Raw genomic sequence first — 22,392 nt, forward strand, 5'->3', positions numbered from 1 at the left:
GAGCTCCATGACACCCCTCGGAAAGGCCACTCAGCGGTCGCGCCATCTCTTGCCCTTGGTGGCTATCGCACTGATTGGATGTCTCGGCGGGTGCGTGTATGGGTCCGACGACGTCTCCCGCCCGTCCGCCAGTTCTCCGACTAAGGAGGCCAGCGACATCCCACCCTTCCCGGAGAGCGGTGACATCGACGCCGGGACATACCTCTTCACCGACTTCGCTGTGCCTTTCGAGATCACCGTCCCGGACGGCTGGTCGACCCTTGAAGGCGATGGCCTGGGCAAGGACGACCCCGATCACCCGGGTGAAGGCTCGGTCTTCCTCACTTTTTGGCCCGCGGACTATGTGCCGACGGACGCATGCGCGTGGCAGGGCGCGCTCGTCGAGGTCGATCCGTCGGCTAAGGCCTTCGTCGACGCGATGACGGCGCAGACGTCAACGGCGAGCACCCCTCCCGTCGAGGTCGTGGTGGGCGATTACTCCGGCTTTGAGTTCGACCACTCGGTCGAGGGCGCCGTGGACATCACAGCCTGCGACGAGGACAAGATCTGCGTCCGCTCAGAAAACTCGTACATATGCACCCGCTGGTACTCGAGCGTCGCTGAGCGCGAAACCTACCGGGTGGTCGATCTGAACGGCGAACGCGCTTTGATCGGGCTGACCTATTTTCACGAATCGATCAATCCGGAGCTGACGAGGGAGGCACGCGCCGTCTTCGACTCGATTGTGTTCAGGTCCGGCAAGTGACCAGCTGATGAAATAGGCGATCCCGCCCGCGGACGGCGTAGGGCACTTCTCCCCTGTGCGGCCCGGGGTTCCGGGACTAGCCTGATCCCCGTCAGCCTCCACCACCGACAAGGAGCCGTCATGCCCACCTTGCGCCGCATTTTTGCCACCGCCGATCGGGACCACCCGGGGACCTTCCACAACCTCGATGTCATGTGTGAGGACACCGGGGACAACGCGGACAACGCGGACAACGGCTAGGGGCAGGGCGTGGCTTCCCTCGGGTCGGAGCGGGCCAGCGCTGGAACGGTCCTGGTCGCCGATCTTCGTGATCTGTCGTCATCACCCCTGGAAACAGTGGGCGGCAAGGCCCTCAACCTCGGTCGGCTTGCCGCTGCTGACTTTCCGGTTCCGCCGGGATTCTGCCTGACCACAGCCGGCTACCGGAAAGCCGCACCCGCGGAACTGGACGTGATCGCCGCCCGCCTTGACGGCGCCGGACTTGAAGGCGCGGCACTTCCGGACGGCGAACGGAACGGCCTCGCACACCTGGCCCGCGAGGCAATGACAGCAGCGCCGGTACCGCCCGACGTCGAGGCCGCCATCCGCGAGGCCTACGCCACACTGGGCAGCGGCCCGGTGGCCGTGCGTTCATCCGCCACCGCCGAAGACCTGCCCTTCGCCAGCTTCGCCGGGCAGCAGGACTCCTTCATGGACGTGGTGGGAGCCGACGCCGTGGTCGACGCCGTCCGGCGCTGCTGGGCCTCACTCTGGACGGACCGGGCGGTGGCCTACCGCACCGCGAACGGGATCAGCCACCGCGGGGTGGGTCTCGCCGTCGTCGTTCAACAAATGGCCGACGCCGGCACGGCCGGCGTGCTGTTCACCGCCAACCCGGTGACCGGCACCCGGACCCAGACAGGCATTGATGCCAGCCCCGGGCCGGGGCAGGCGGTGGTGTCCGGCGCCGTCAACCCGGACCATTTCGTGGTGGAGACGGCGTCGGGCCGGATCCTGCAGCAGCCGCAGGGCCCGTCACCCAGCCTGAGCGGGCCGGAGCTTCACGAGCTGACATCCCTCGGTGACACCGCCCAACGGCTTTTCGGCACGCCCCAGGACGTGGAATGGGTGATCGACCGCGGCGGCAAGACCTGGCTGACCCAGTCACGGCCCATCACCACGCTGTACCCGCTGCCGGACGACGATCCGCTCGACGGTCAGGCCGGCGCGGACACAGCTGCGGGCGCAGGCTCAGGCCCGGATACCCGGATCTACCTGTGCGGCACGCTGCTCCAGGGGCTCACACGCCCCATCACGCCGATGGGGCTCTCCGTCCTGGGCCGCATGAGGGGCAACAACCAGGGGCCGTGGAGATACGCGAACCCGGGGCTGCGGATGTACGTCGAGCTGACGCCGATTCTCCGCAACAAGTCCGGACGCCAGCTACTGGAAAAGATGCTGCCGCTCGCGGACGGACGCTCCGCCGCCCTCCTGCCCGCCCTGCTGGAAGACCCGCGGTTCAGCGTGGTCCGGCCTTCCCGGACCAAATCCAGCCGCAGGGGCAGCACATCCCCGGCCCCCACGCGATCCAGGAGTGCTGGGGGCACCCAAAGCCTGGGCCTGCCCGCGGGGCTGATACCCGCCATGGTCCGGGCCCTGGTGTGGCCGGACCGGGAACTGCGGCGGGCGCGGCGGTACCAGGACCGGCTTGCAACCCGGCTGGTCCTCCCCCTGCCGGCCACGGCGGCCAGGCGGCTCCAGCACACCGAGGACCTCATGTCCACCACCATCAACGGGTTGATCCAGGCCACGCTGCCGGCGCCGGCCACGGGCTACCTGATGCTGGCCGCTGCCCGCAGGCTGCTGCGCGGAATTGCCAAACCGCGCGAACTTGAGGCAGTCCTGCGCGGGCTTCCCCACAACGTGACCACCGTGATGGACCTGGAGCTGTGGCATCTGGCGGTGTCCCTGGGCGGGGACCCGGAGGCCCGCCGTGCGTTCACGGAGCTGAAGCCAGGAGAGCTGGCGGACCGGTACAGGGCGGGAACGCTGCCCGGCACCGCCCAGCCCGGGCTGCAGGAGTTCCTGACAAAGTATGGCCACCGTGCCGTGGCGGAGATCGACCTGGGGATGCCGAGGTGGTCCGAGGAACCCGACCACATCCTCGGAATGATCTCGAACTATCTGCGCGTGGAAGATCCGGAACAGGCCCCGGACCGCCAGTTCGCCGCGGCCGCTGACCACGCCGAGGCCAGGATCAGCGAGCTGGTGGAGCGCGCCGGAACGAAGAGCCGGTTGCGGGGGCGCCTGGTGGCGTTGTGCCTGCGGAGGACCCGGCAGCTCGCCGGCCTCCGGGAATTGCCCAAGTTCTGCATTGTCCTGGTGCTCGCGGAGATGCACCGGCAGCTCGAGGAGGTCGGCGCCGAACTGGTCAGGAACGGAACCATCGTCGCCGCCGGCGACGTGTTCTTCCTGGACTTCGACGAACTGCGTGTTGGCCTTCGCGGTGCAGACCTGAAGGGAATCGTCGCGCGCCGCCGTCGGCTGTACGACGTCGAACTCCGCCGGCGGCGCATACCGCGCCTTCTGCTCTCGGACGGCACCGACGTTGAGGCAGCCGCCGCAAAGCCCCAACCCGCTGCGTCAGACGGCCTCCAGGGGACGCCGGCTTCTGCAGGCACTGCCACCGGGAGGGTCAGGGTGATCATGGATCCGGTGGGCGCCCACCTGGAACCAGGGGAAATCCTGGTGGCCCCCTCCACCGATCCGGGCTGGACGCCGCTGTTCATGACGGCGGGAGCATTGGTGATGGAGATGGGCGGCGTCATATCGCACGGCTCAGTGGTGGCCCGTGAGTACGGTATTCCCGCAGTGGTGGGTGTTGCGGACGCCACCACTGCGCTGCGCGATGGCCAGCGCATCACAGTGGACGGGGCCGCCGGAACCATTACCTGGTGAGGCCGGAACACCGGGTGCCCAATCACACCAGCCCCACCGTCATCAAGTCGCTCTGATTCCGGAACACAACAGTTGCTGTGATAATCCGGTAGGTATGTCTTCTTTATCCGAAACTTCCACGACGGCATCAGCCGCGGAAGAACGCAGCGCCCGCATCGCCGTCACCCTTTTTCCCATCCTTATCCTGGCGAGTGGAGCCGTAGCGCTTGCCGCTCCGACAGCATTCACCGGACTGGCCCCCTGGATCAACCCGCTCCTGGGAATCATCATGTTCGGCATGGGGCTGACGCTCACGCCGCCTGACTTCGCCATTATTGCCAAACGCCCCATCCCGGTGGTGATCGGAGTCGTGGCGCAGTATGCCATCATGCCGTTCCTGGGCTGGCTGATCGCGGCGGCACTGCAGCTGCCGCCGGCACTGGCCGCGGGCGTCATCCTGGTGGGCTGCTGCCCGGGCGGGACGGCCTCGAATGTGGTGTCCTACCTGGCCAAGGGTGACGTCGCCCTGTCCGTGGCGATGACGTCCGTGTCGACGCTGATCGCTCCCCTGCTGACCCCCGTGCTGGCCCTGTGGCTGGCCGGCCAGTACATGCCGGTGGACGCCGGATCGATGGCGTGGTCCATCGTCCAGATTGTGCTGTTCCCCGTCCTGCTGGGCCTTGTCATCCGGCGCTTCGTGCCGGGCCTTGTTGCCAAGGCGTTGCCTGCCCTTCCCTGGATTTCGGTCATCGCCATCACCCTGGTGGTGGTTGCGGTGGTAGCCGGAAGCGCCAAGGCCATCTTCGCAGCGGGACTCCTGGTTCTCGCCGCCGTCATCCTGCACAACGGCCTTGGCTACGCCCTCGGTTACGCCGCAGCCCGTCTGTTCCGGCTCCCCATTCCTGCGAGGCGCACCACTGCCATTGAAGTCGGCATGCAGAACTCAGGCCTGGCAGCAGGACTGGCACGGCAGTACCTGACTCCCGAAGCCGCACTTCCCGGCGCGATCTTCTCGGTCTGGCACAACGTCTCCGGTGCCGTCCTGGCCGCCTACTGGCGCCGCAGCAGCACCCCCGTTGTACGCAAGGGTGAGCCGGCTCCGGTGGCAATCACGGAGTAGGAACAAAACCAGCTGAGTCCCGATGCGGAACATCCCCGCCGGACGTGACGTTGTGGTGGTATGAGCAAACGCGTCCTCATCCCGGCTGTTCTGCTCGTTGCCGCCATGGTGGTCGCCGTGGGACTCTATCTGTTCCAGCCCTGGCGGATCTTCACGAGTTCCACGGTGACCGAGGACGTTCCAGCCGCTGCGCAGACCACTACCCCGTCTGCGGCGGCATCTCCGGGGGCGTCCGTTGAGCCCTCCGCCGCAGCAGTTCCCCGTGAACTGGCAACCGGCCAACTCATCAGCCACGAGCACGCCAGTTCCGGAACCGTAAAGATCATCGAACTTGCTGACGGGAGCCGCATCCTCCGCTTCGAAGGCCTCGATACCTCCGATGGCCCTGACCTGCGGGTATGGCTTAGCGATGCCCCCGTGCTTGAGGGAATAGCAGGCTGGCATGTCTTCGACGACGGGGCCTACCTGGATCTGGGCGCACTCAAAGCCAACAAGGGTGACCAGAACTACGAGATCCCTGCCGGGACAAATCTGGGCGACTACCGTTCGGTCAGCATCTGGTGCGCGCGCTTCACCGTTTCCTTCGCCGCCGCTGAGCTGACTGCCTGACAAACGGACGTGCCGCCGTCGGAATTCCCGACGGCGGCACGCAACGCAAGGGGCAGCGGCGCTTAGTGCGCTCCCGCCACAGCCGGCGCGTCAGCCTCCGCCGAAGCCTCGGCCGCGACGCCCGCAAGCCGGAGCCAGGTGTCCACCACGGTGTCCGGGTTCAGGGAGACGGAATCGATGCCCTGCTCCACCAGCCACTCGGCGAGGTCCGGGTGGTCACTGGGGCCCTGGCCGCAGATGCCCACGTACTTGCCGCGCGCCCGGCAGGCCGTGATGGCCATGCTGAGGAGCTTCTTGACCGCAGGATCGCGCTCATCGAAGCCGGCCGACACGATCGCCGAGTCCCGGTCCAGGCCCAGTGCTAGCTGGGTCATGTCGTTGGAGCCGATGGAGAAGCCGTCAAAGTGGTCCAGGAACTCGTCGGCCAGCAGCGCGTTGGACGGCAGCTCGCACATCATGACCACTTCAAGGCCGTTCTCGCCGCGGCGCAGCCCGTTCTCGGCGAGGAGATCGATGACGCCACGGGCCTCATCCAGGGTCCGTACGAACGGGATCATGAGCTTGACGTTGGTCAGGCCCATCTCGTTGCGGACGAAGGACAGCGCCTCGCACTCAAGGTCGAAGCAGTCGCGGAACGACGGCTCCAGGTAGCGTGAAGCGCCGCGGAAGCCGAGCATCGGGTTCTCCTCGTGCGGCTCGTACGCCGGTCCGCCCAGCAGGTTGGCGTACTCGTTGGACTTGAAGTCGGACATGCGCACAATCACCGGGTGCGGCGCGAAGGCCGCGGCGATGGTGGACACCCCTTCGGCCAGGCGCTTGATGTAGTAGTCCCGCGGGCTGGCGTAGGCGGCGATCCGCTCCCGGATCTGCTCCTGGACGTCCGCCGGCTCGGTGTCCAGGTTCAGCAGCGCCTTGGGGTGGATGCCGATCTGCCGGTTGATGATGAACTCGAGCCGGGCCAGCCCCACGCCGTGGTTGGGCAGCTGGGCGAACGTGAACGCCTGCTCCGGGGTGCCCACGTTCATCATCACCTTCACCGGCGCATCGGGCATCTTGGTGATCCCGGTTTCCTCCACGGTGAAGTCCAGCAGGCCCGCGTAGATGGTGCCGGTCTCGCCGTCGGCGCAGGAGACGGTGACCTCAAGCCCGTCGGACAGTGAGTCCGTGGCGGAACCCGTTCCGACGACGGCGGGGATCCCCAGTTCGCGGGCGATGATGGCTGCGTGGCACGTGCGCCCGCCGCGGTTGGTGACGATCGCGGAGGCGCGCTTCATGATCGGTTCCCAGTCAGGATCGGTCATGTCGGCCACCAGGACGTCGCCGGTCTGGAACGCGGCCATCTGGTCGATGGCGGTGAGGATCCGGACGCTGCCGGCGCCGATGCGCTGGCCGATCGCGCGGCCCTCGGCCAGCACCGGGCCGGTCTCGTTGAGGCGGAAGCGGGTCTGGCTGCCGGGGGCGCGGCGGGACTGCACGGTCTCCGGGCGCGCCTGCAGGATGTACAGGCCGCCGTCGATCCCGTCCTTGCCCCACTCGATGTCCATGGGACGGCCGTAGTGGTTCTCGATGGCCACGGCGTGCCGGGCGAGCTGCTCCACGTCCTCATCGCTGAGGCTGAAGCGGTTCCGCAGGGACGCCTCCACCGGGACGAAATCGATGGTGCGGCCGATCTCCTGGTTGGTGGTGTACGTCATTTGCAGGGCCTTCTCGCCCAGCCCCCGCTTGAGGATGGCGGGGCGGCCGGCCTGCAGCGCCGGCTTGTAGACGTAGAACTCGTCCGGGTTCACGGCACCCTGGACCACGGCCTCGCCGAGGCCGTAGGAGGAGGTGACGAACACGGCGTCCTGGAATCCCGATTCGGTGTCCATGGTGAACATGACACCGGAGGCCCCGACGTCGGAGCGCACCATCCGCTGGATGCCGGCGGAGAGTGCCACGTCGGCGTGCTCGAACTTGTGGTGCACGCGGTAGGCGATGGCGCGGTCGTTGTAGAGCGACGCGAAGACATCCTTGATGGCAGTGAGGATGTTCTCGATCCCGCGGACGTTCAGGAAGGTTTCCTGCTGCCCGGCGAAGGAGGCGTCCGGGAGGTCTTCCGCCGTCGCGCTGGAGCGCACGGCCCAGGAGAGGTCGTCGGTGCCGCCATGCTTCTCCACCAGTTCCCGGTAGGCGTTCCGGAGCTGCGCTTCGAAGTCCGGCAGGAAGGGCGTCTCACGGATCAGGGTCCGGATCTCCTGGCCGGCAGCGGCCAGGGCAGTCACGTCATCGGTGTCCAGGCCAACGAGCCTGTCGACGATCCGCTGGTCCAGGCCGGAATCGGCCAGGAAGCTGCGGTAGGCATCCGCGGTGGTGGCGAACCCGTCCGGGACCTGGACGCCGGCGGAGGTCAGGTTCTGCACCATCTCGCCGAGGGAGGCGTTCTTGCCGCCCACCCGGTCCAGGTCCTTGAGTCCAAGTTCCGAGAACCACAGGATGTCTGTTGCCATAGTTGCTGCTCCTTTGCAGAGGGTGTGTGCAGGGGCCCTGCTCACGGCGATGACCGCGTGAGGGCACAAATCCCCTCTACATTGGCAGGCCTGAGAGAGGCACGCCACATGATGTGCGCCACACTCGGTTTGTGAAACTTTTCCCTAATGCTTGAGGTTCATCCGCTGCAGGATGGTGGCGGCCATCTCCTCCACCGAAACGCTGGCCGAGTTAAGGTACGGAATTCCGTGTAGTTCGTAGAGCCGCTCGGCGCTGCGCAGCTCGAAACCGCACTGGCGGAGCGAGGCGTAGGGTGAGCCACGGCGCCGCTCGGTGCGCACCTGGCTCAGGCGCAGCGGGTTGGTGGTCAAGCCGAAACATTTCGACACGAACGGTTTCAGCGACTTGGGCAGCCCCTCGCGTTCGAAGTCCTCCTCCACCAGCGGGAAATTGGCGGCGAAGATCCCGTGCTGCAGCGCCAGGTACATGGTGGTGGGCGTCTTCCCGCAGCGAGACGGGGCCACCAGGATGACCTGGGCCTTCTCCAGGGCACGCAGGCTCTGGCCGTCGTCGTGCTCCATGGCATACTCGACGGCGGCCATCCGGGACTGGTAGCGCTCAGCGTTCCCCAGGCCGTGCGCCCGCCCGGGTTCCCCGCTGGCGTGGCTGCCCAGCGCCTGTTCCAGCTGGTCCACGTACGTCCCGATCAGGTCAACGATGATGCCCTGGCAGGCCGAGAGGGTCTGCCGGATTTCGCTGCTGACCGCCGTGGAAAAGACAAGCGGCGTGGGGCCCGTGGCGGCAACGCCGTCGATGATCCCGACGACGGACCGGGCCTGGGCAACGGTGGTGATGAACGGGATGGTGATGCGGTCGAAATTGTTCCCGGGGAACTGCGTCAGCAACGTGTTGCCCAGCGTTTCCGCTGTGATGCCGGTGCTGTCCGAGAGGAAATAGACAGGCCGAAGAGCGTCAGTGGTCATTTCATGACTTTAGCGGGCCGATGCCGTCCTGTTGCCGCCGCCCGGCGTCTAACCCCGAGCATGCGGCACCCAGCCGGCGGGCCGCCGTCGTGCTTACTGACGCTGGCCCGCCGGCCACGTACCCAAAAGCTACTGTCCCGGCGCCCGGTAGGACGGCGTCTTCTTCGCCGCTTCATCGAGGTCTTCGACCGTCAGGAGCGGCTTCAGGCGGACGTTGACACTCCCCGTCGAGTTGATCAGCAGCGACAGTGCTGCAGCACTTGCATCGTCCGGCGCCTCGAAAACGCCCAAAACATCGTAGTAACCAAAAGCGTAGTAGAAGCTTTCCAGCGTTCCTCCGACGGATTTGAGGGCCTCCGTCAGAGCATCCCGCCGCTTGGTGCCGCCTTCCTGCATGAGCCCTTGGATTCCTTTGCCCACGTAGGTCGCTTCAAACAGATACTTCGGCATGATCTTTCCCTCCTGTGTTCGTTCCATCCGGCACTCATCGCGCCGGGTGCCAGGATGACGCAGACACAGAATCCTCCTCACCTGGCTCCATCGCCATGCAGGAGCGGCCCAGATCCGGCCCCTCATTCCGTGGAAACGGGGTGTCCGAACCCCGTTAACGCAGAAACTATTCCTTTCACTACGGGCAGTCAATACGCGCAGAAACGCACCGCCGTCTGAACGTTCGACGGCGGTGCGCTGGCTGGGTGCCTCAGGCGAATATGGGGGCTAGTTTTCGCAGGCCACGCCGTCACGGTCGCGGTCAAGGCTGGTGCTGTAGCCAGGCTGGCCCGCGTAAATCGGTGCGGCACCCGCAGCCTTCACTGCGGCGCAGTTGGCGTAGTACGCAGCCGCCGGTGGTGCGACGGGAGCGGGCACGACGGGAGCCGGCGCAGGCACAACCGGTGCGGGAGCCGGGGCTGGCGCAGGAGCGGGCACCGCCTTTGCAGCCTGCTGAGCCGCCTGCGCGGCGGCCTGATCTGCTGCAGCCTTGTCTGCCGCGGCCTTATCCGCAGCGGCCTTCGCGGCCGCGGCTGCCTCGGCAGCAGCCTTCTCTGCCGCTGCTTTCTCGGCCGCCGCCTTTTCCGCCGCGATCTTGTCAAGGCTCTTGACGCCGAGGCGAACGGTGGAACCCTTGGCAGCGGAAGCACCTCCGGTGGGATCCTGGGACGTCACCTGCCAGTTCTTCTTCGCAACGATCGTCTTGCCGTCCAAGGTATCCACGGCCTCGACCTTGAATCCGAGATTTTCCAGTTGATCCGTGGCTTTGTCCAGGGTCAGGTTCAACACCCCCGGAACCGTGACACTTGCGACGACTTCGGCCACTGCGGTCACAGCTTCGGCCGGCTGCGCGGACTTCCCGCCGCCGCATCCGGTCAGCATGAGGCCGGCCATTACAACTAATGACAGAGTCTTCTTCATTTTTCCCCCTTGGAAAGTTTGAAACAGTGGAGTGATGGAACAGGTCTAGCTCTCGCAGGCCACGCCGTCGGAGTCGCGGTCCAGAGCGGCGCGGTAGCCGGCCTGGCCCGCGTAAATCGGTGCGGCACCTGCGGCTTTGGCAGCGGAGCAGTTGGCGTAGTAGGCGGCCGCCGGAGCCGCAGGTGCCGGCGCGGGCACTACCGGGGCAGGTGCCACAGGTGCCGGAGCCGGCGCAACGGCGGCGGGTGCGGGAGCAGGCGCAACAGCGGCCGGAGCTACAGGCGCTGGAGCGGGCTGGGGCGCCACAGGCGCAGGCGACGCGACCACCGGCGCCTTCTCATTCGTCGGTGCCAGCTGCCCTGAGCAGTCCGCCAGGATCCTGGCCATGGCGTCATGTTCCGCCTGGGTCACCCACAGGCTGTAGGTGGCCTTGACCGAAATCTGACGCGCAACATACTCACACCGGAAGCCCTTGTTCGGCGGCAGCCAGGTGGCCGCATCGCCGTCGCCCTTTTTCATGTTGGTGGGGCCGTCCGTCGCCTGCAGGTTCAGCGGATCGTTGGCGAACGCCGTCCGCTGTTCCGTGGTCAGCTGCTGGGCACCCTTCTGCCAGGCGTCGCTGAGGGCCACCACATGGTCGATCTGCACCGCGGTGCTGGTGGCTGAACCCCGGAGGAAATTGATGGTGGTACCCGTGTAGGGGTCAGCCAGGATTCCTGACTGCACCTTGCACGGGACGCTGTTCGTGTAGGTGATGCCCGTCAGGTCGCGCTTGAGGGTGTCGTTGCGGGTATCGCAGCCGTTGCGGTCGACGTCCAGCCAGGCCTGCCCGAACAACGCGCGGTCATATCCGGTCTTCGGCGCGCGGCCCTTGATGGGAAGGCTGGCCAGGAGGTCAAGCGCCGTGGTGGCGAAGGCGGGCTGCGCTTTCGGTGCCGTGGCGCTGGCGCCCTGCGCCAGTGTGTTCGCGGATTCCGGATCCAGCGGAGCGCCGGTTTCCCGGGCGGTCGGAGCGGACGACGGCGTCGGTGCGGCTGTAGCTGTTGCGCTCGCTTTCGGGGAGGCCGCCGCTGCGACACTGCCCGAGGATGCCGGCAGAAGGTCGTCTGATGAAGCAGGCGGCAGTGCGACAGCACCAGCGATGAAGAGCCCGAGCGCTGTGGCGATCGCGATCCCGCCGGCTTTGCGCTTGGCCGGGAGCCACGCCCACGACCGTCGCCCTGTCGCCAGAACATAGAGGCCAGTCAGGGCAGCCGTGATTGCCAGGAAAATGAGGGCACCGCCCAGGCCGCTGGTGAGAGCCCCTATCACCATAAACAGTGCAGTAATGGCCCCGACAATAAGTGTGGAAGAGCGGGGTTTCCGCGGCGGTCTCGCTGCCGGCCCCGAAGCGTACGCCGATGAACCCAGCAGCGTTTCAAAGTTCGACAAATTTTCCCCCAAAAATAAAGGCCCGGCAATCAGCCGGGCCTTTTCTCCGTCGATAATTGTTTCTCCCGGCAGTCTATTTATAAGAAGCCAGCCGTATGCTAGATTTTTTGAATCTTTGGGTAAGGCTGGGTATTCCTTGATCTGATCTTGAGCCTGTGTCCAAAAGGGCGGTGCCACAGCGTCATAATTGACGGCGGTAATCTATGAGTTCGCTGTTATGGATCAGCCCGTGCACCATCGATCAAGTTGCGATAGTCGCCGCCCCGCTCTCCCCCGCCTTCGACAGCGTGAATATCCCATAGCGCATTGCACCGGTGCGGTAGGCCAGGATCAGGCGGGGGATGCTCAGAACGAAAATGCGGTTGCGTGCGCCAAGGGCGAGGCGACGGGTCTCGCGATCAACGAGCAGGGCCTTCACAAGCCGACGGGCGCAGATCGTCCATGTACGCGCGACGCGGCGGCTGACATCTTCATAGCCAGTGATCGTAAAGCCCGCCGCCATGGCCATCGCTTCATACTCCTCGCGCGTGCCCATTGAGGGCAGGCGCCCTTCGCGGCAGATCGGCTCGAGCAGGTGGCGAACCTTCCATCCGCTGGCATCAGTCTCGGCGAGCCAGGCGCACACGGCGAAGCGGCCGCCGGGCGACAGCACGCGATGGGCCTCGGCAAAGAACTTGGGCTTGTCGACCATGTGCTCGCTCGACTCGATTGCCCATGCGGCATTGGCCGAGGCATCGGGCAGCCCGTTGACGAGCCAGTCGCGGACATGGATGTCCACGTCGGGTAGGGGGTGCGCCGCGGCGTAGTGGGCTTGCTCAGCGGAAAGCGTGACGCCGGTAACGCGGACCCTGCGTGTCACCGCGAGTTGCCTTGCGGTGGCGCCATAGCCGCAGCCGATGTCGACGCACGCCTCGCCGGGCTCAAGTCGCAGCCGATCACCGACGGTGTCGGCCAGCGCCTCGACGGCCTCGGCGGGGGTCTCGCGTCCCGTCGTCCATAGCCCGTGGTGGACATGATCACCCCACACCCGGCGATAAATCGGATCGAGCTCGTCATAGTGGTCCGCGACCGCCGCGGCGCTCTGGGAGATATTGGGGACGATCACGCCCTCAGTCCTTACGACCAAGTGATGGTGTATCCGCTTGGGCTCAGATTGATGATGCCGCCCTGATAGTTCTGGGCCACGCCTCCATTGGGGGTAGCGTATTCCTCACTGGTGGGGTAGCCGAGGCGACCTGTCTCGTACCCTGTGGAGGCCCAGATGGTGCGGATGCCGCCGACGGAGAGGTGGGCCCCGGTTGCCGGTGAGTACATGATCACGCCGCCCTGGTAGTTCTGGAACACGCCGCCGTCCCTGAGCCCGCCCACTTCGTCGCTGACCGGGTATCCGAGCCTGCCGTTTTCATACCCTGACTCCGCCCACCTGCCACGGATCGCCCCCACAGAGATGCGGGCCCCCGTTGCGGGCGAGTACATGATCGTGCCGCCCTGGTAGTTCTGGAACACCCCGCCGTCTCTGAGCCCGCCCACTTCGTCGGTGACCGGGTATCCGAGCCTGCCGTTTTCGAACCCTGTCTCCGCCCACTTGCCACGGATCGCCCCGAGGGAGACGTGCGCCCCTGTTGCCGGCGAGTAGAGGATGCACCCGCGTTCAAAGCACTGGAACCCGCCGTTGTCCTTGAGGCCGTACACCTCTGCGGTGGTGGCTGCACCCAAGGCACCATTCAGCGACGCTGCCTTGACCGCAATGGGACTCGTAGTCGACGTATCGGGCGGCGGCGGGGTGCCCGGTCCGGGGTTTCCTCCCCCGCCCGCTGCTCCTATTTGACGCGGGTCAAAAGTGGTATCCACAAGCAGCCGAGGGCTGAAAGCATCGGCAATTCGCTGCCAGGAAACAAGCTTGTGATTTTGGTTGCCGCTGTTGCCGTTGCCCGCATTGGTGTTGTTGTGGTCCTGGCTGGTGAAAAGTCCAGCGGGATAGGAGGGTCCGAGCGGGAAATTGTTGACATCAATCCCGTCTTGACCATTAACACCGTCGACGCCGCCTCCATCTGTGATCTTGAAGGAGCCGACGTAGGCGTTATCTCCGCGGTTGTAGATCACGAAGTTGGATCCACCCTGGCTCGACACAATCAGGTAACCGGTCCCCTGCCGGCCATAATAAATGGCGGAGTTCTTGACGTTCTCCACTATGCGTCCACCGGTGGCCACGGTGCGGTCCACGAGTGACCGGGTTGACCCGTCCCCCGGCTCAGCCCCGTACCGCCACAGGCCGACTTTCTCCTCGGACACATAGATACGTTGCAGCTCATCATCTGCAGAAATGCCTTCGGAGCTGTCGCCGTTGTCGAAAGTACGCACGGCAGTCCCTCGGACCGATCCGTTAGAGCCGTCCAGCTCGAACTGGGAAATCACATTCGTATTGAAGTCATGCACAAAGGCGTAATACTTCCCAGAGACCGGGGAGTGATACATTGCGAAGCCGCGAGGCCTACCTGGAGTGCTGATGCGCCCCACCTCTGTCAGGGACCGATCGGCGACGTTCACCTTGTAGAACCGGACGCCGGTCGACTCCACATTCCTCTCCGTCACCCCGACGAGGGCGATGCGCTCAGCCCCCAACGGAAAGTTGTAGCGGAGATCAACGTTGTTCATACTGCCGTGCAGGTAGAAATGTAGCTGGCGCCCCGCCAGGTCGTAGACCCCTACGCCTCCGGTAGTTAATTTGTCCGTACCAATCACCACGCTCTGCGACGGATCCGTGGGATGTATCCAGATCGCGGTGTCGTCCGCCGCGTCACCGGAACTCGGAACGGGTGCTGTCTCTGCCGACGGAATCACAAGGACGTCCGCCGCATGCGCTTGCGGGGCGATGAGTACACTGAGGCTTGCCAGTGCGGCAATTAAGACCGCGACAAGCAGGAACCTTAGCAGCGTGGGAGCGTGGCGCAAAGATCCGCCAGCCGCCTGAGTGCGTCGAAAACTAACACTGTGAGCCATGGAATTCCTATCCGTCGGCCGGCGCGCTGCACAAAGGCACCGGACGTCCGCTACGGATGCCCCCAGCAACATTCAGCGTCGTAGATACATCCTATCCGCGGCCGGACCAGCCCAGAATAAGGACCGGTACCCGAATATCGGCCGGCACTACCTGATTTTCTGCCCCCGGTACTTGGTTTGTCTCAATTGTGGAAGGAATAACGATGGCCGTCTTTTCCGTACATAGGCATTAGGGGCATCGATTAGGGGGTGCCCGGGATTGTTTCGGATGCCCTGAGCAATGACAATGAACCATCTGGGAATTGGCGCTGGCATTCAACCCTGGGGAGTGAAATTGAATAATTATCCATTTTTCCGCGGAGGCGGGCGTGGCAGTAGTGCCAAGGCTTCCGTGCTTTTCCTCAAGCGAGGCGTTGATCCCTTGGGTGGTCCGCCTCCGCGCCGGTGGCCTGATCTGCGGCTCCATGCACTGCTGACAGCACTGCTTGTAACGCTGGCATTTTTCGTGGTGCCGGTTCCAGCGTCGGCTGCTGAGGGTGATGTCGGGGTGGAGGGCCCGTCGCATACGGGGACGGGGTCACCGACCGGCACAAAGCGCGCAACGAGTGCGTTGTGGTTCAACGACGGGTCCTGGTGGGGGAACCTGTGGGACACCGCCAGCTCGGATTTCCATATCTTCCGGTTCGATGCCGTAACGAGTTCGTGGGTGGATACGGGCGTGGCAACCGACACCCGGGCGCAGACTCACCACGACGTGTTGTGGGACGGGACCACACTGTATGTGGCGAGTTACCGGTTCCTGATCACCGACCCCTCACCGGCTGAGCCCGGCTTCCCGACGACGATGCGGCGTTACAGCTACAACACCAGCACAAAAACCTACACGCTGCTGGGCTCCACACAGATCAACAACTCCCGCGTTGAGACCCTGACCATCGATAAGGACTCCACCGGCCGGGTGTGGGCCACCTGGCAGCAGGAAAACCAGATCTACCTGAACGTCACCGCCACGGATGGCAGGACCTGGGGGACGCCCTTCGCCCACCCCTCATCGCTGGGCAACGTTTCTGTGGACGACACGTCGGCTGTGATTGCCTTCGGTGGGGACAAAATAGGTGTGATGTGGAGCCGGCAGGTCGGTGATTCCACCGACGGCATGTATTGGAGCTATCACGTCGATGGGGCATCGAACACCGCCTGGACTACTCCGGTGGCTGCAGTGAAGGGGCTCCGCACCGCTGATGACCATATGAACCTGAAGTGGCTGGACACCTCTGGTGGCCGGGTTTTCGCCGCCGTTAAGACCTCGAACCTGGCGGCGTCCGAGCCGCTCATCCAGCTGCTGGCATTGAATGGGACCACGTGGACGGCGCACACCATCGCCACTGTGGCGGAGTGCCCGAACCGGGTGATCGTCCTCATTGATGAGAGCACGCAGAGGCTGCGTACCTTCGCCACCTACCCGAAGCCGGGCGGCACAACGAACGCCGGCGTCTGCTCCAACTCCGGGGGTGCGATCTACGAGAAGTCCACGCCCTTGAGCAATATTGACTTCAGCACTGCGACGAAGACTCCCCGTATCGTCGACGCCGACCAGTATGTCCATAACGTGACGTCGACGAAGCAGAACCTGAACAGTTCGGCGCGGGGCACGGCCAACAGCGGCCTGCTGGTGCTCGCCGATGTGAACGCCACCAGCCAGTACTGGCATTACTACGACGGCACCGGCGGCGGTGGTGGAGATACAACGGCACCCACGGTGACGGGTACATCTCCGGCTGCAGGTGCCACTGGTGTGGCGGTGGGCGCGAATGTGACGGGGACCTTCTCGGAGGCCATGAATTCATCGACCATTACGGCGGGCACCTTCACATTGACGGCCGGCACGACGGCCGTTCCTGCAGCTGTGACGTACAACAGCACAGGCAACGTAGCGACGTTGAATCCCAGTGCGGATCTGGCTGCGGGTACGACGTACACCGCGACGATCAAGGGCGGCACCAGTGGGGTGAAGGATGCTGCCGGTACCGCCCTGACCACGGACAGGACATGGACCTTCACCACGGCCGGGTCTCCGACCGGGCAGAGTCCCATTGCGGTCAAGGCGGCGTCTCTGAATGGTGCCCTGGGTGCAGCCACGACGGCAGAGGTCTACGGCCTCAAGGACAACGGCGGGTTCCAGTGCTTTGAACGCGGGTGCATCCTCTACTCGCCGGCAACAGGGGCGCACGTCTCCCTGGGGGCGATCCGTGGCAAGTGGGCGGAGACTGGGTTCGAAAACGGCAGGCTCGGATACCCGGTCACCGACGAAGTGGGCGGGCTCAGGGACGGCGGGGTCTTCCAGAACTACCAGGGCGGCACGATCATGTACTCGCCCGCAACGGGGGCCCACATCTCTGTGGGGGCGATCCGCGGCAGGTGGGCGGAGTCAGGGTATGAAAACGGCAGGCTCGGATACCCGGTCAGCGACGAAGTGGGCGGGCTCAGGGACGGCGGCGTGTTCCAGAATTACCAGGGCGGCGCGATCATGTACTCGCCGGCATCAGGGGCCCACCTCTCCGTTGGCGGCATCCGCACCATCTGGGCCTCCACAGGGTATGAGACAGGCCGCCTCGGCTACCCCACCAGTGAGGAATACGCCACAGCCAATGGAGGCGTGGCCCAGAACTATCAGGGCGGCATCATCAACCTGAGCCCAAGCGGATACACCATCACCTGGTTCTAAGGAATCACTTGGTTCGAAGGACGAGCGGCCCTACTAATAAGTAGGGCCGCTCGTCCTTTAACCTTGGGTTCCCCGTCACTACCCGAACAGCGCCGCCACCCGGGTCAGGGTCTCGTAGACACCGTAGGCCAGCGGCACCCCGACGAGGGCCCAGGCCACGCCCAGCCGTCCGGTGGATGCTTTTGCCGGCACCTGCGTGCCGGGAGTGTGTGCTGTGCTCATGTCAGGCCTCCATGGCTGGTTCGTGCGGCCGCTCGCGTTCGGGGCGGGGTTCGTGGAATCGTGCATCAACAGGCTTGACCAGGAGGTTGGCCACGAAGCCGATCACCAGCAGCCCCACCATGGTCAGCAGCGCCGGCTGGTAGGACGCGGCGTCAAGCTGGCCGGGTTTGCCCTGGGCGTCCAGGAAGGCGTTGACGATCAGCGGACCGGCGATGCCGGCAGCGGACCACGCGGTCAGCAGCCGGCCGTGGATGGCGCCCACCTGGAAGGTCCCGAAGAGATCCCGCAGGTAGGCAGGGACGGTGGCGAAGCCGCCGCCGTAGAAGGAGATGATGACAAACGCCAGCGCCACGTATAGGAACGTGCTGCTGGATCCGCCCAGAGCCAGCACCGTGTACAGCACCGCGCCGACGCCAAGGTACACCATGTAGATGCGCTTCCGCCCGGTCACATCCGAGGTGGCGGACCAGGCGAAGCGGCCGGACATGTTGCCGATCGAGAGCAGCCCCACGAAGCCGGAGGCCACTGCGGCACTGACCAGGGACACGCCGTCGGGCTGGCGGAAGAAGTCCTGGATCATCGGCGCTGCCTGTTCCAGGATGCCGATGCCGGCGGTGACGTTGCAGAACAGGGCGATCCAGACGAGCCAGAACTGCCTGGTCTTCACCGCGTTCCTGGCGGAGACGTTGTCTGTGGTGACGAGGGTGGCGGCCTTGACCTTGGACGGGTCGAACCCAGCCGGCTTCCAGCCTTCGGCGGGGACCCGGATGGTGAAGGCGCCGAAGAGCATGTACGCGAGGTAGACGACGGCGAGGGTCAGGAAGAGCTTGCCGACGGCGTCCCCGCTGGCCACCCAGCCCTGGGCGCCGGAGTTGGGATCGTACATCTTCAGCAGTGCGGTGGAGACGGGGCTGGCGATCAGCGCGCCGCCGCCGAAGCCCATGATGGCCATGCCGGTGGCCAGGCCCGGCCGGTCCGGGAACCACTTGATCAGGGTGGACACCGGTGAGATGTAGCCGATGCCCAGGCCGATGCCGCCCACCACGCCGTAGCCGAGGTAGACGAGCCACAGCTGGCTGGTGAAGATGCCCAGCGAGCCGATGAGGAAGCCGCTGGCCCAGAACATGGCCGAGGTGAACATCGCCTTGCGCGGGCCGTTCTTGTCCACCCAGGTGCCCATGATCGCGGCCGAGAGGCCCAGCATCACGATGGCGATGGAGAAGATCACGCCGATCTCGGTCAGGCTGGCCCCGAAGTGCTTCACCAGTGCCGTCTTGTAGACGCTGGTGGCGTAGGCCTGTCCGATGCAGAGATGGACGGCTAACGCCGCGGGCGGCACCAGCCAGCGGTTGAATCCCGGCGGTGCAACGGTTCGTTCACGGTCCAGCCAACCCATATTTGCTCCTTTGCCTGTTCGAAGACGTCGGTGTCCATCGATCTGGAGGCGAAAGACCCTATACGGACGAACGCCTCCGGCAATCATGGTGCAGATACTAAGCAAACGTACGGATTATGCGTCGAACGGTAGGAGATTCACGACGAGCGGGGCAGATCTTGAGGTTCGCCTACCTAATGACTACGTAATCCCCCCTTCAGCCTCCCCTATCTGGCTCTGCTCCGGCTCAGGGTATGCCGGCTGGACGTAAGCTCGTCCCTCCGGGAGGTGATGAAATGGCCTCCGCCTTCCACCGACGGCATAAATATCGCCCTGAGCTGGGCTTCGGCGAATTCATGGTTGCAGCAGTTGCACTGATCAGCAGGAAATTAGTCCACCGACACAACTCCGAGGGCCCACTATGCGTCTACTACGCCTTTTCATCGCTCTGTTAGTCGCTGCGGCCGCCCTTGTCGCGCTTCCTGTCACCGCCCTGGCGGCCGATGTCGGGACGCCTGGGCCATCATACGAAGGCGACGGCGTCACCACCCCCACTGCGGACAAGGCCCAGAGCAAGCTCTGGTTCCAGGACGGGAGCTGGTGGGGGCTGCTGTGGAGCGCGTCCGCGAATGCGACCAAGATCCACAAGCTCGACGTCGCTACGCAGGCGTGGCAAGAGACTGGAACGGTCGTTGATGCCCGGGCGAATGCGCGCGGTGACGCGCTCTGGGACGCAAAGGACGGCAAGCTCTATGTCGTGTCGGGCTCGACTGTGCTCTCTGAGTGGAGCTCGCCACCATCCCAGGAGGCGGTGACCTCCGGGTCCGCGGAGCTTCACCGTTTCAGCTACAACGCGTCGACGAAGACCTACTCACGGGACGCCGGATTCCCCGTCACCGTTCACGGTGGGAGCACGGAATCCATCACGGTGGCCAAAGACTCCGTCGGTACGCTGTGGGTCACCTACACGGTTGTCTCGGCCGACAACAGCAACCGTGTCTACGTCAACCACTCAACGACGAGCGAAACCGCGTGGGGGACTCCCTTCGTCCTCCCGACAACCAACGCCCAGGTGCACCACGACGACATCTCCGCAGTCACGTCGTTCCAGGGCGACAAGATCGCCATCATGTGGAGCAACCAGCGGCCGGAGCATAAGAGGTTTTACCTGGCCATCCACCAGGACGGTCAGCCAGAGAACTCGTGGCAGACAGAGACCGCCTACGGCGGGGGAAACAACTGCACCGGGGGATGCGCGAACGATCACCTGAACCTCAGGCAATTGACAAGCGACGGCAGCGGCCGCCTCTACGCAGCGATCAAGACGGCCGCCCAGCTAGCCGGTCAAACGTTTGTGGCGCTCCTGGTACGCGATGGTAAGGGCCAATGGACCAGCGCGCCGTTCGGCGTTGTCGAGGACGCCCACACCCGGCCCATGGTCATGATCGACGAGGAGCACCGTCAGGTCTGGATGTTCGCGGTCGCGCCGGAGGAGGGCGGCACCGTCTATTACAAGAAGACGCCGATCGACAACATTTCCTTCCCGCTCGGCGCCGGCACGCCCATTATCAGAAGCAGTACCGACAACGACATCAACGACCCCACATCAACGAAACAAAATGTGACCGGCCAGACCGGCCTGGTGGTGTTGGCGGCCGCGAGGACCAACCCCCGGTACTGGCACGCCTATATAGATCTCAGAACCGGGCAGAGCCCCATTGCGGCCAAAGCAGCGTCGCTGAATGGTGCGCTGGGTGCAGCCACCACCGCAGAGGTCTACGGCCTCAAGGACAACGGCGGGTTCCAGTGTTTTCAACGCGGCTGCATTCTCTACTCGCCGGCAACAGGGGCCCACGTCTCCCTCGGAGCGATCCGTGGCAAGTGGGCGGAGACAGGGTTTGAAAACGGCAGGCTCGGATACCCGGTCACCGACGAAGTGGGCGGGCTCAGGGACGGCGGGGTGTTCCAGAACTACCAGGGCGGCACGATCATGTACTCCCCCGCAACGGGAGCCCACATCTCCGTGGGGGCGATCCGCGGCAGGTGGGCGGAGTCAGGGTATGAAAACGGCAGGCTCCGATACCCGGTCAGCGACGAAGTGGGCGGGCTCAGGGACGGCGGGGTGTTCCAGAATTACCAGGGCGGCGCGATCATGTACTCGCCGGCATCAGGGGCCCACCTCTCCGTTGGCGGCATCCGCACCATCTGGGCCTCCACAGGGTACGAGACAGGCCGCCTCGGCTACCCCACCAGTGAGGAATACGCGACCGCCAATGGCGGCGTAGCTCAGAACTATCAGGGCGGCGTCATCAACCTGAGCCCAAGCGGCCACACCATCACCTGGTCGTAAGGACGAGCGGCCCGGCCTAGGCGCCCCACCCGGCTGAGCCGGGAACTGCGCGGTCCCACCAGTCCAGCACGCGGGTCCCCTGGAACGTCAGCCACTTGGACGGTTCACCCGGGGGCACGTCCACCTCGAACCAGACCCGCCCGGGATAGCGCCGCTCCTGCAGCCACGTCCCGTCCGCCTCCCGGCCTGACCGGATCACGTCGATGGCCGCGGCCAAACGCGGGTCCGGCCCGCCGCCGTCGTGCAGTGCAGCGGCCCGGAAGTAGTCCACCGCGTTGAGCGCGTTGTAGAACGCGCGGGACGGGTACACAAACCGGGCCACCCATGGTCCCACGAGCTCCCCCGTGGACCGGGAGTAGAGCAGCTGGCGCTTCAGCAGGTACTCCTCGCCGGTGCGCCGGGCGGCACGCAGCTCGCTGCTGCCGCCGGTCGCAGCCTCGTAGTAGAGGAGCCCCTTGAGCACATTGATCGTGGAATGGAACGAGGACCGTCTGGACCCCTCCACCCACTCACAGTTCCAGCCGCCGTCGGCCATCTGGTGGTCCAGGAACCACTGGGCGATGCCGGCCACATCCGCGCCCAGCCACACCCCGTTGGCCAGCGTGAAGGCGTTGATGCAGCAGTCCACCTCGCCGCCCCAGTAGGGCAGGTCGTCATACTCCCAGCGGCTGTTGACCGCGAGGAGTTCGGCGGTCCCGGTGAGGGCGGCGGCATCCAGGCCCCAATCGCGCAGGGCGTTCAGGGACCACGTGGTGGCGGTCCACGGCTGCCCGGCATCCTCGGCCGCTTCCGGGCCGTCGAAGTCGAAGTCCTGGGGGAAGTACGCCCCGCCCGCCCACTGCCCGTCCGGGTCCTGCAGCGCGAGCAGCCGGGCGCCGAACCCGTGGGTGGCGATCCGGGCACGCGTTGCCTCCCACACCTCCGGCGGTTCCCCGGCGATGTCGCGCTGGACCTGCCAGCGCAGCGCGGGGTCGGAGTCAAGCATCCAGTGAAGAACGGCGGGATCCACGGCCATAGCGGGGAGACTAGCACGGGGCCGC

Annotated in this window: 16 protein-coding genes; 6 read left to right on the top strand and 10 right to left on the bottom strand. The window is 65.3% G+C overall.

What is annotated here, in order from left to right; translation table 11 throughout:
* The first annotated feature begins 94 nt into the window (after nt 1-94).
* The 4 genes from AC1MCA_RS05260 (at nt 95) to AC1MCA_RS05275 (ending at nt 5,390) form a co-directional block, all read left to right on the top strand.
* On the top strand, nt 95-745 hold the full coding sequence (locus AC1MCA_RS05260; protein WP_479801660.1) for a hypothetical protein: 651 nt from the start codon (nt 95-97) through the stop codon (nt 743-745).
* A gap of 249 nt (nt 746-994) precedes the next feature.
* The gene (locus tag AC1MCA_RS05265) at nt 995-3,682 is read left to right on the top strand and encodes a PEP/pyruvate-binding domain-containing protein (RefSeq protein WP_479801662.1); all 2,688 of its coding nucleotides are present in this window, start codon (nt 995-997) and stop codon (nt 3,680-3,682) included.
* Between the two features lie 94 nt (nt 3,683-3,776).
* Nucleotides 3,777-4,781: a bile acid:sodium symporter family protein gene (locus AC1MCA_RS05270; protein WP_479801663.1), complete on the top strand. Its 1,005-nt coding sequence runs from the start codon at nt 3,777-3,779 to the stop codon at nt 4,779-4,781.
* A 60-nt stretch (nt 4,782-4,841) separates the two neighbouring features.
* Complete coding sequence (locus AC1MCA_RS05275; RefSeq protein WP_479801666.1) at nt 4,842-5,390, top strand: DM13 domain-containing protein; 549 nt, start codon at nt 4,842-4,844, stop codon at nt 5,388-5,390.
* A gap of 62 nt (nt 5,391-5,452) precedes the next feature.
* Here the strand turns inward: AC1MCA_RS05275 and ppsA are convergent, their stop codons facing one another.
* The 7 genes from ppsA to AC1MCA_RS05310 all read right to left on the bottom strand — a co-directional run bounded on the left by ppsA (nt 5,453) and on the right by AC1MCA_RS05310 (nt 14,752).
* Entirely contained in the window at nt 5,453-7,876 is a 2,424-nt protein-coding gene (ppsA, locus tag AC1MCA_RS05280; RefSeq protein WP_479801668.1) for a phosphoenolpyruvate synthase, read from the bottom strand.
* A gap of 144 nt (nt 7,877-8,020) precedes the next feature.
* The gene (locus AC1MCA_RS05285) at nt 8,021-8,839 is read right to left on the bottom strand and encodes a pyruvate, water dikinase regulatory protein (protein ID WP_479801670.1); all 819 of its coding nucleotides are present in this window, start codon (nt 8,837-8,839) and stop codon (nt 8,021-8,023) included.
* 129 nt (nt 8,840-8,968) lie between these two features.
* A complete protein-coding gene (locus AC1MCA_RS05290) occupies nt 8,969-9,289 on the bottom strand; it encodes a GYD domain-containing protein (RefSeq protein ID WP_479801672.1) in 321 nt (106 codons plus the stop codon).
* A gap of 267 nt (nt 9,290-9,556) precedes the next feature.
* Nucleotides 9,557-10,249, bottom strand: coding sequence for an excalibur calcium-binding domain-containing protein (locus AC1MCA_RS05295; protein ID WP_479801674.1), 693 nt, complete (start codon nt 10,247-10,249; stop codon nt 9,557-9,559).
* A 45-nt stretch (nt 10,250-10,294) separates the two neighbouring features.
* Complete coding sequence (locus AC1MCA_RS05300; protein WP_479801676.1) at nt 10,295-11,563, bottom strand: GmrSD restriction endonuclease domain-containing protein; 1,269 nt, start codon at nt 11,561-11,563, stop codon at nt 10,295-10,297.
* A 358-nt stretch (nt 11,564-11,921) separates the two neighbouring features.
* Nucleotides 11,922-12,785 (bottom strand): SAM-dependent methyltransferase, encoded by an 864-nt coding sequence (locus tag AC1MCA_RS05305; RefSeq protein ID WP_479801678.1) that lies wholly within the window; start codon nt 12,783-12,785, stop codon nt 11,922-11,924.
* Nucleotides 12,786-12,796: 11 nt separating this feature from the next.
* Nucleotides 12,797-14,752, bottom strand: coding sequence for a phytase (locus AC1MCA_RS05310; protein ID WP_479801680.1), 1,956 nt, complete (start codon nt 14,750-14,752; stop codon nt 12,797-12,799).
* A 646-nt stretch (nt 14,753-15,398) separates the two neighbouring features.
* On the opposite strand from AC1MCA_RS05310, the gene AC1MCA_RS05315 reads away from it, so the two are divergent.
* The gene (locus tag AC1MCA_RS05315; protein WP_479801682.1) at nt 15,399-17,405 is read left to right on the top strand and encodes an Ig-like domain-containing protein; all 2,007 of its coding nucleotides are present in this window, start codon (nt 15,399-15,401) and stop codon (nt 17,403-17,405) included.
* 78 nt (nt 17,406-17,483) lie between these two features.
* Here AC1MCA_RS05315 and AC1MCA_RS05320 read toward each other — a convergent pair whose 3' ends face one another.
* Together AC1MCA_RS05320 and AC1MCA_RS05325 are read right to left on the bottom strand one after the other, a co-directional pair.
* The gene (locus tag AC1MCA_RS05320; RefSeq protein WP_181365172.1) at nt 17,484-17,627 is read right to left on the bottom strand and encodes an MFS transporter small subunit; all 144 of its coding nucleotides are present in this window, start codon (nt 17,625-17,627) and stop codon (nt 17,484-17,486) included.
* A 1-nt stretch (nt 17,628) separates the two neighbouring features.
* Nucleotides 17,629-19,023 carry an OFA family MFS transporter gene (locus AC1MCA_RS05325; protein WP_479801684.1) on the bottom strand — a complete coding sequence of 465 codons (1,395 nt, stop codon included), beginning with the start codon at nt 19,021-19,023 and terminating at the stop codon, nt 17,629-17,631.
* Between the two features lie 400 nt (nt 19,024-19,423).
* Between AC1MCA_RS05325 and AC1MCA_RS05330 the strand changes: the two genes are divergently transcribed.
* Nucleotides 19,424-21,352 carry an LGFP repeat-containing protein gene (locus AC1MCA_RS05330; protein ID WP_479801686.1) on the top strand — a complete coding sequence of 643 codons (1,929 nt, stop codon included), beginning with the start codon at nt 19,424-19,426 and terminating at the stop codon, nt 21,350-21,352.
* Nucleotides 21,353-21,368: 16 nt separating this feature from the next.
* Here the strand turns inward: AC1MCA_RS05330 and AC1MCA_RS05335 are convergent, their stop codons facing one another.
* Nucleotides 21,369-22,367: a squalene cyclase gene (locus AC1MCA_RS05335; protein WP_479801688.1), complete on the bottom strand. Its 999-nt coding sequence runs from the start codon at nt 22,365-22,367 to the stop codon at nt 21,369-21,371.
* Nucleotides 22,368-22,392 lie beyond the last annotated feature (25 nt).

This window comes from Arthrobacter sp. BK1 (assembly GCF_056680055.1).

Coding starts and splice junctions, on each gene's coding strand:
- AC1MCA_RS05270 (WP_479801663.1), top strand. CDS start 3,777: ATGTCTTCTTTATCCGAAACTTCCACGACGGCATCAGCCGCGGAAGAA.
- AC1MCA_RS05275 (WP_479801666.1), top strand. CDS start 4,842: ATGAGCAAACGCGTCCTCATCCCGGCTGTTCTGCTCGTTGCCGCCATG.
- ppsA (WP_479801668.1), bottom strand. CDS start 7,876: ATGGCAACAGACATCCTGTGGTTCTCGGAACTTGGACTCAAGGACCTG.
- AC1MCA_RS05285 (WP_479801670.1), bottom strand. CDS start 8,839: ATGACCACTGACGCTCTTCGGCCTGTCTATTTCCTCTCGGACAGCACC.
- AC1MCA_RS05290 (WP_479801672.1), bottom strand. CDS start 9,289: ATGCCGAAGTATCTGTTTGAAGCGACCTACGTGGGCAAAGGAATCCAA.
- AC1MCA_RS05295 (WP_479801674.1), bottom strand. CDS start 10,249: ATGAAGAAGACTCTGTCATTAGTTGTAATGGCCGGCCTCATGCTGACC.
- AC1MCA_RS05300 (WP_479801676.1), bottom strand. CDS start 11,563: ATGGTGATAGGGGCTCTCACCAGCGGCCTGGGCGGTGCCCTCATTTTC.
- AC1MCA_RS05310 (WP_479801680.1), bottom strand. CDS start 14,752: ATGTTGCTGGGGGCATCCGTAGCGGACGTCCGGTGCCTTTGTGCAGCG.
- AC1MCA_RS05320 (WP_181365172.1), bottom strand. CDS start 17,627: ATGAGCACAGCACACACTCCCGGCACGCAGGTGCCGGCAAAAGCATCC.
- AC1MCA_RS05325 (WP_479801684.1), bottom strand. CDS start 19,023: ATGGGTTGGCTGGACCGTGAACGAACCGTTGCACCGCCGGGATTCAAC.
- AC1MCA_RS05330 (WP_479801686.1), top strand. CDS start 19,424: ATGCGTCTACTACGCCTTTTCATCGCTCTGTTAGTCGCTGCGGCCGCC.
- AC1MCA_RS05335 (WP_479801688.1), bottom strand. CDS start 22,367: ATGGCCGTGGATCCCGCCGTTCTTCACTGGATGCTTGACTCCGACCCC.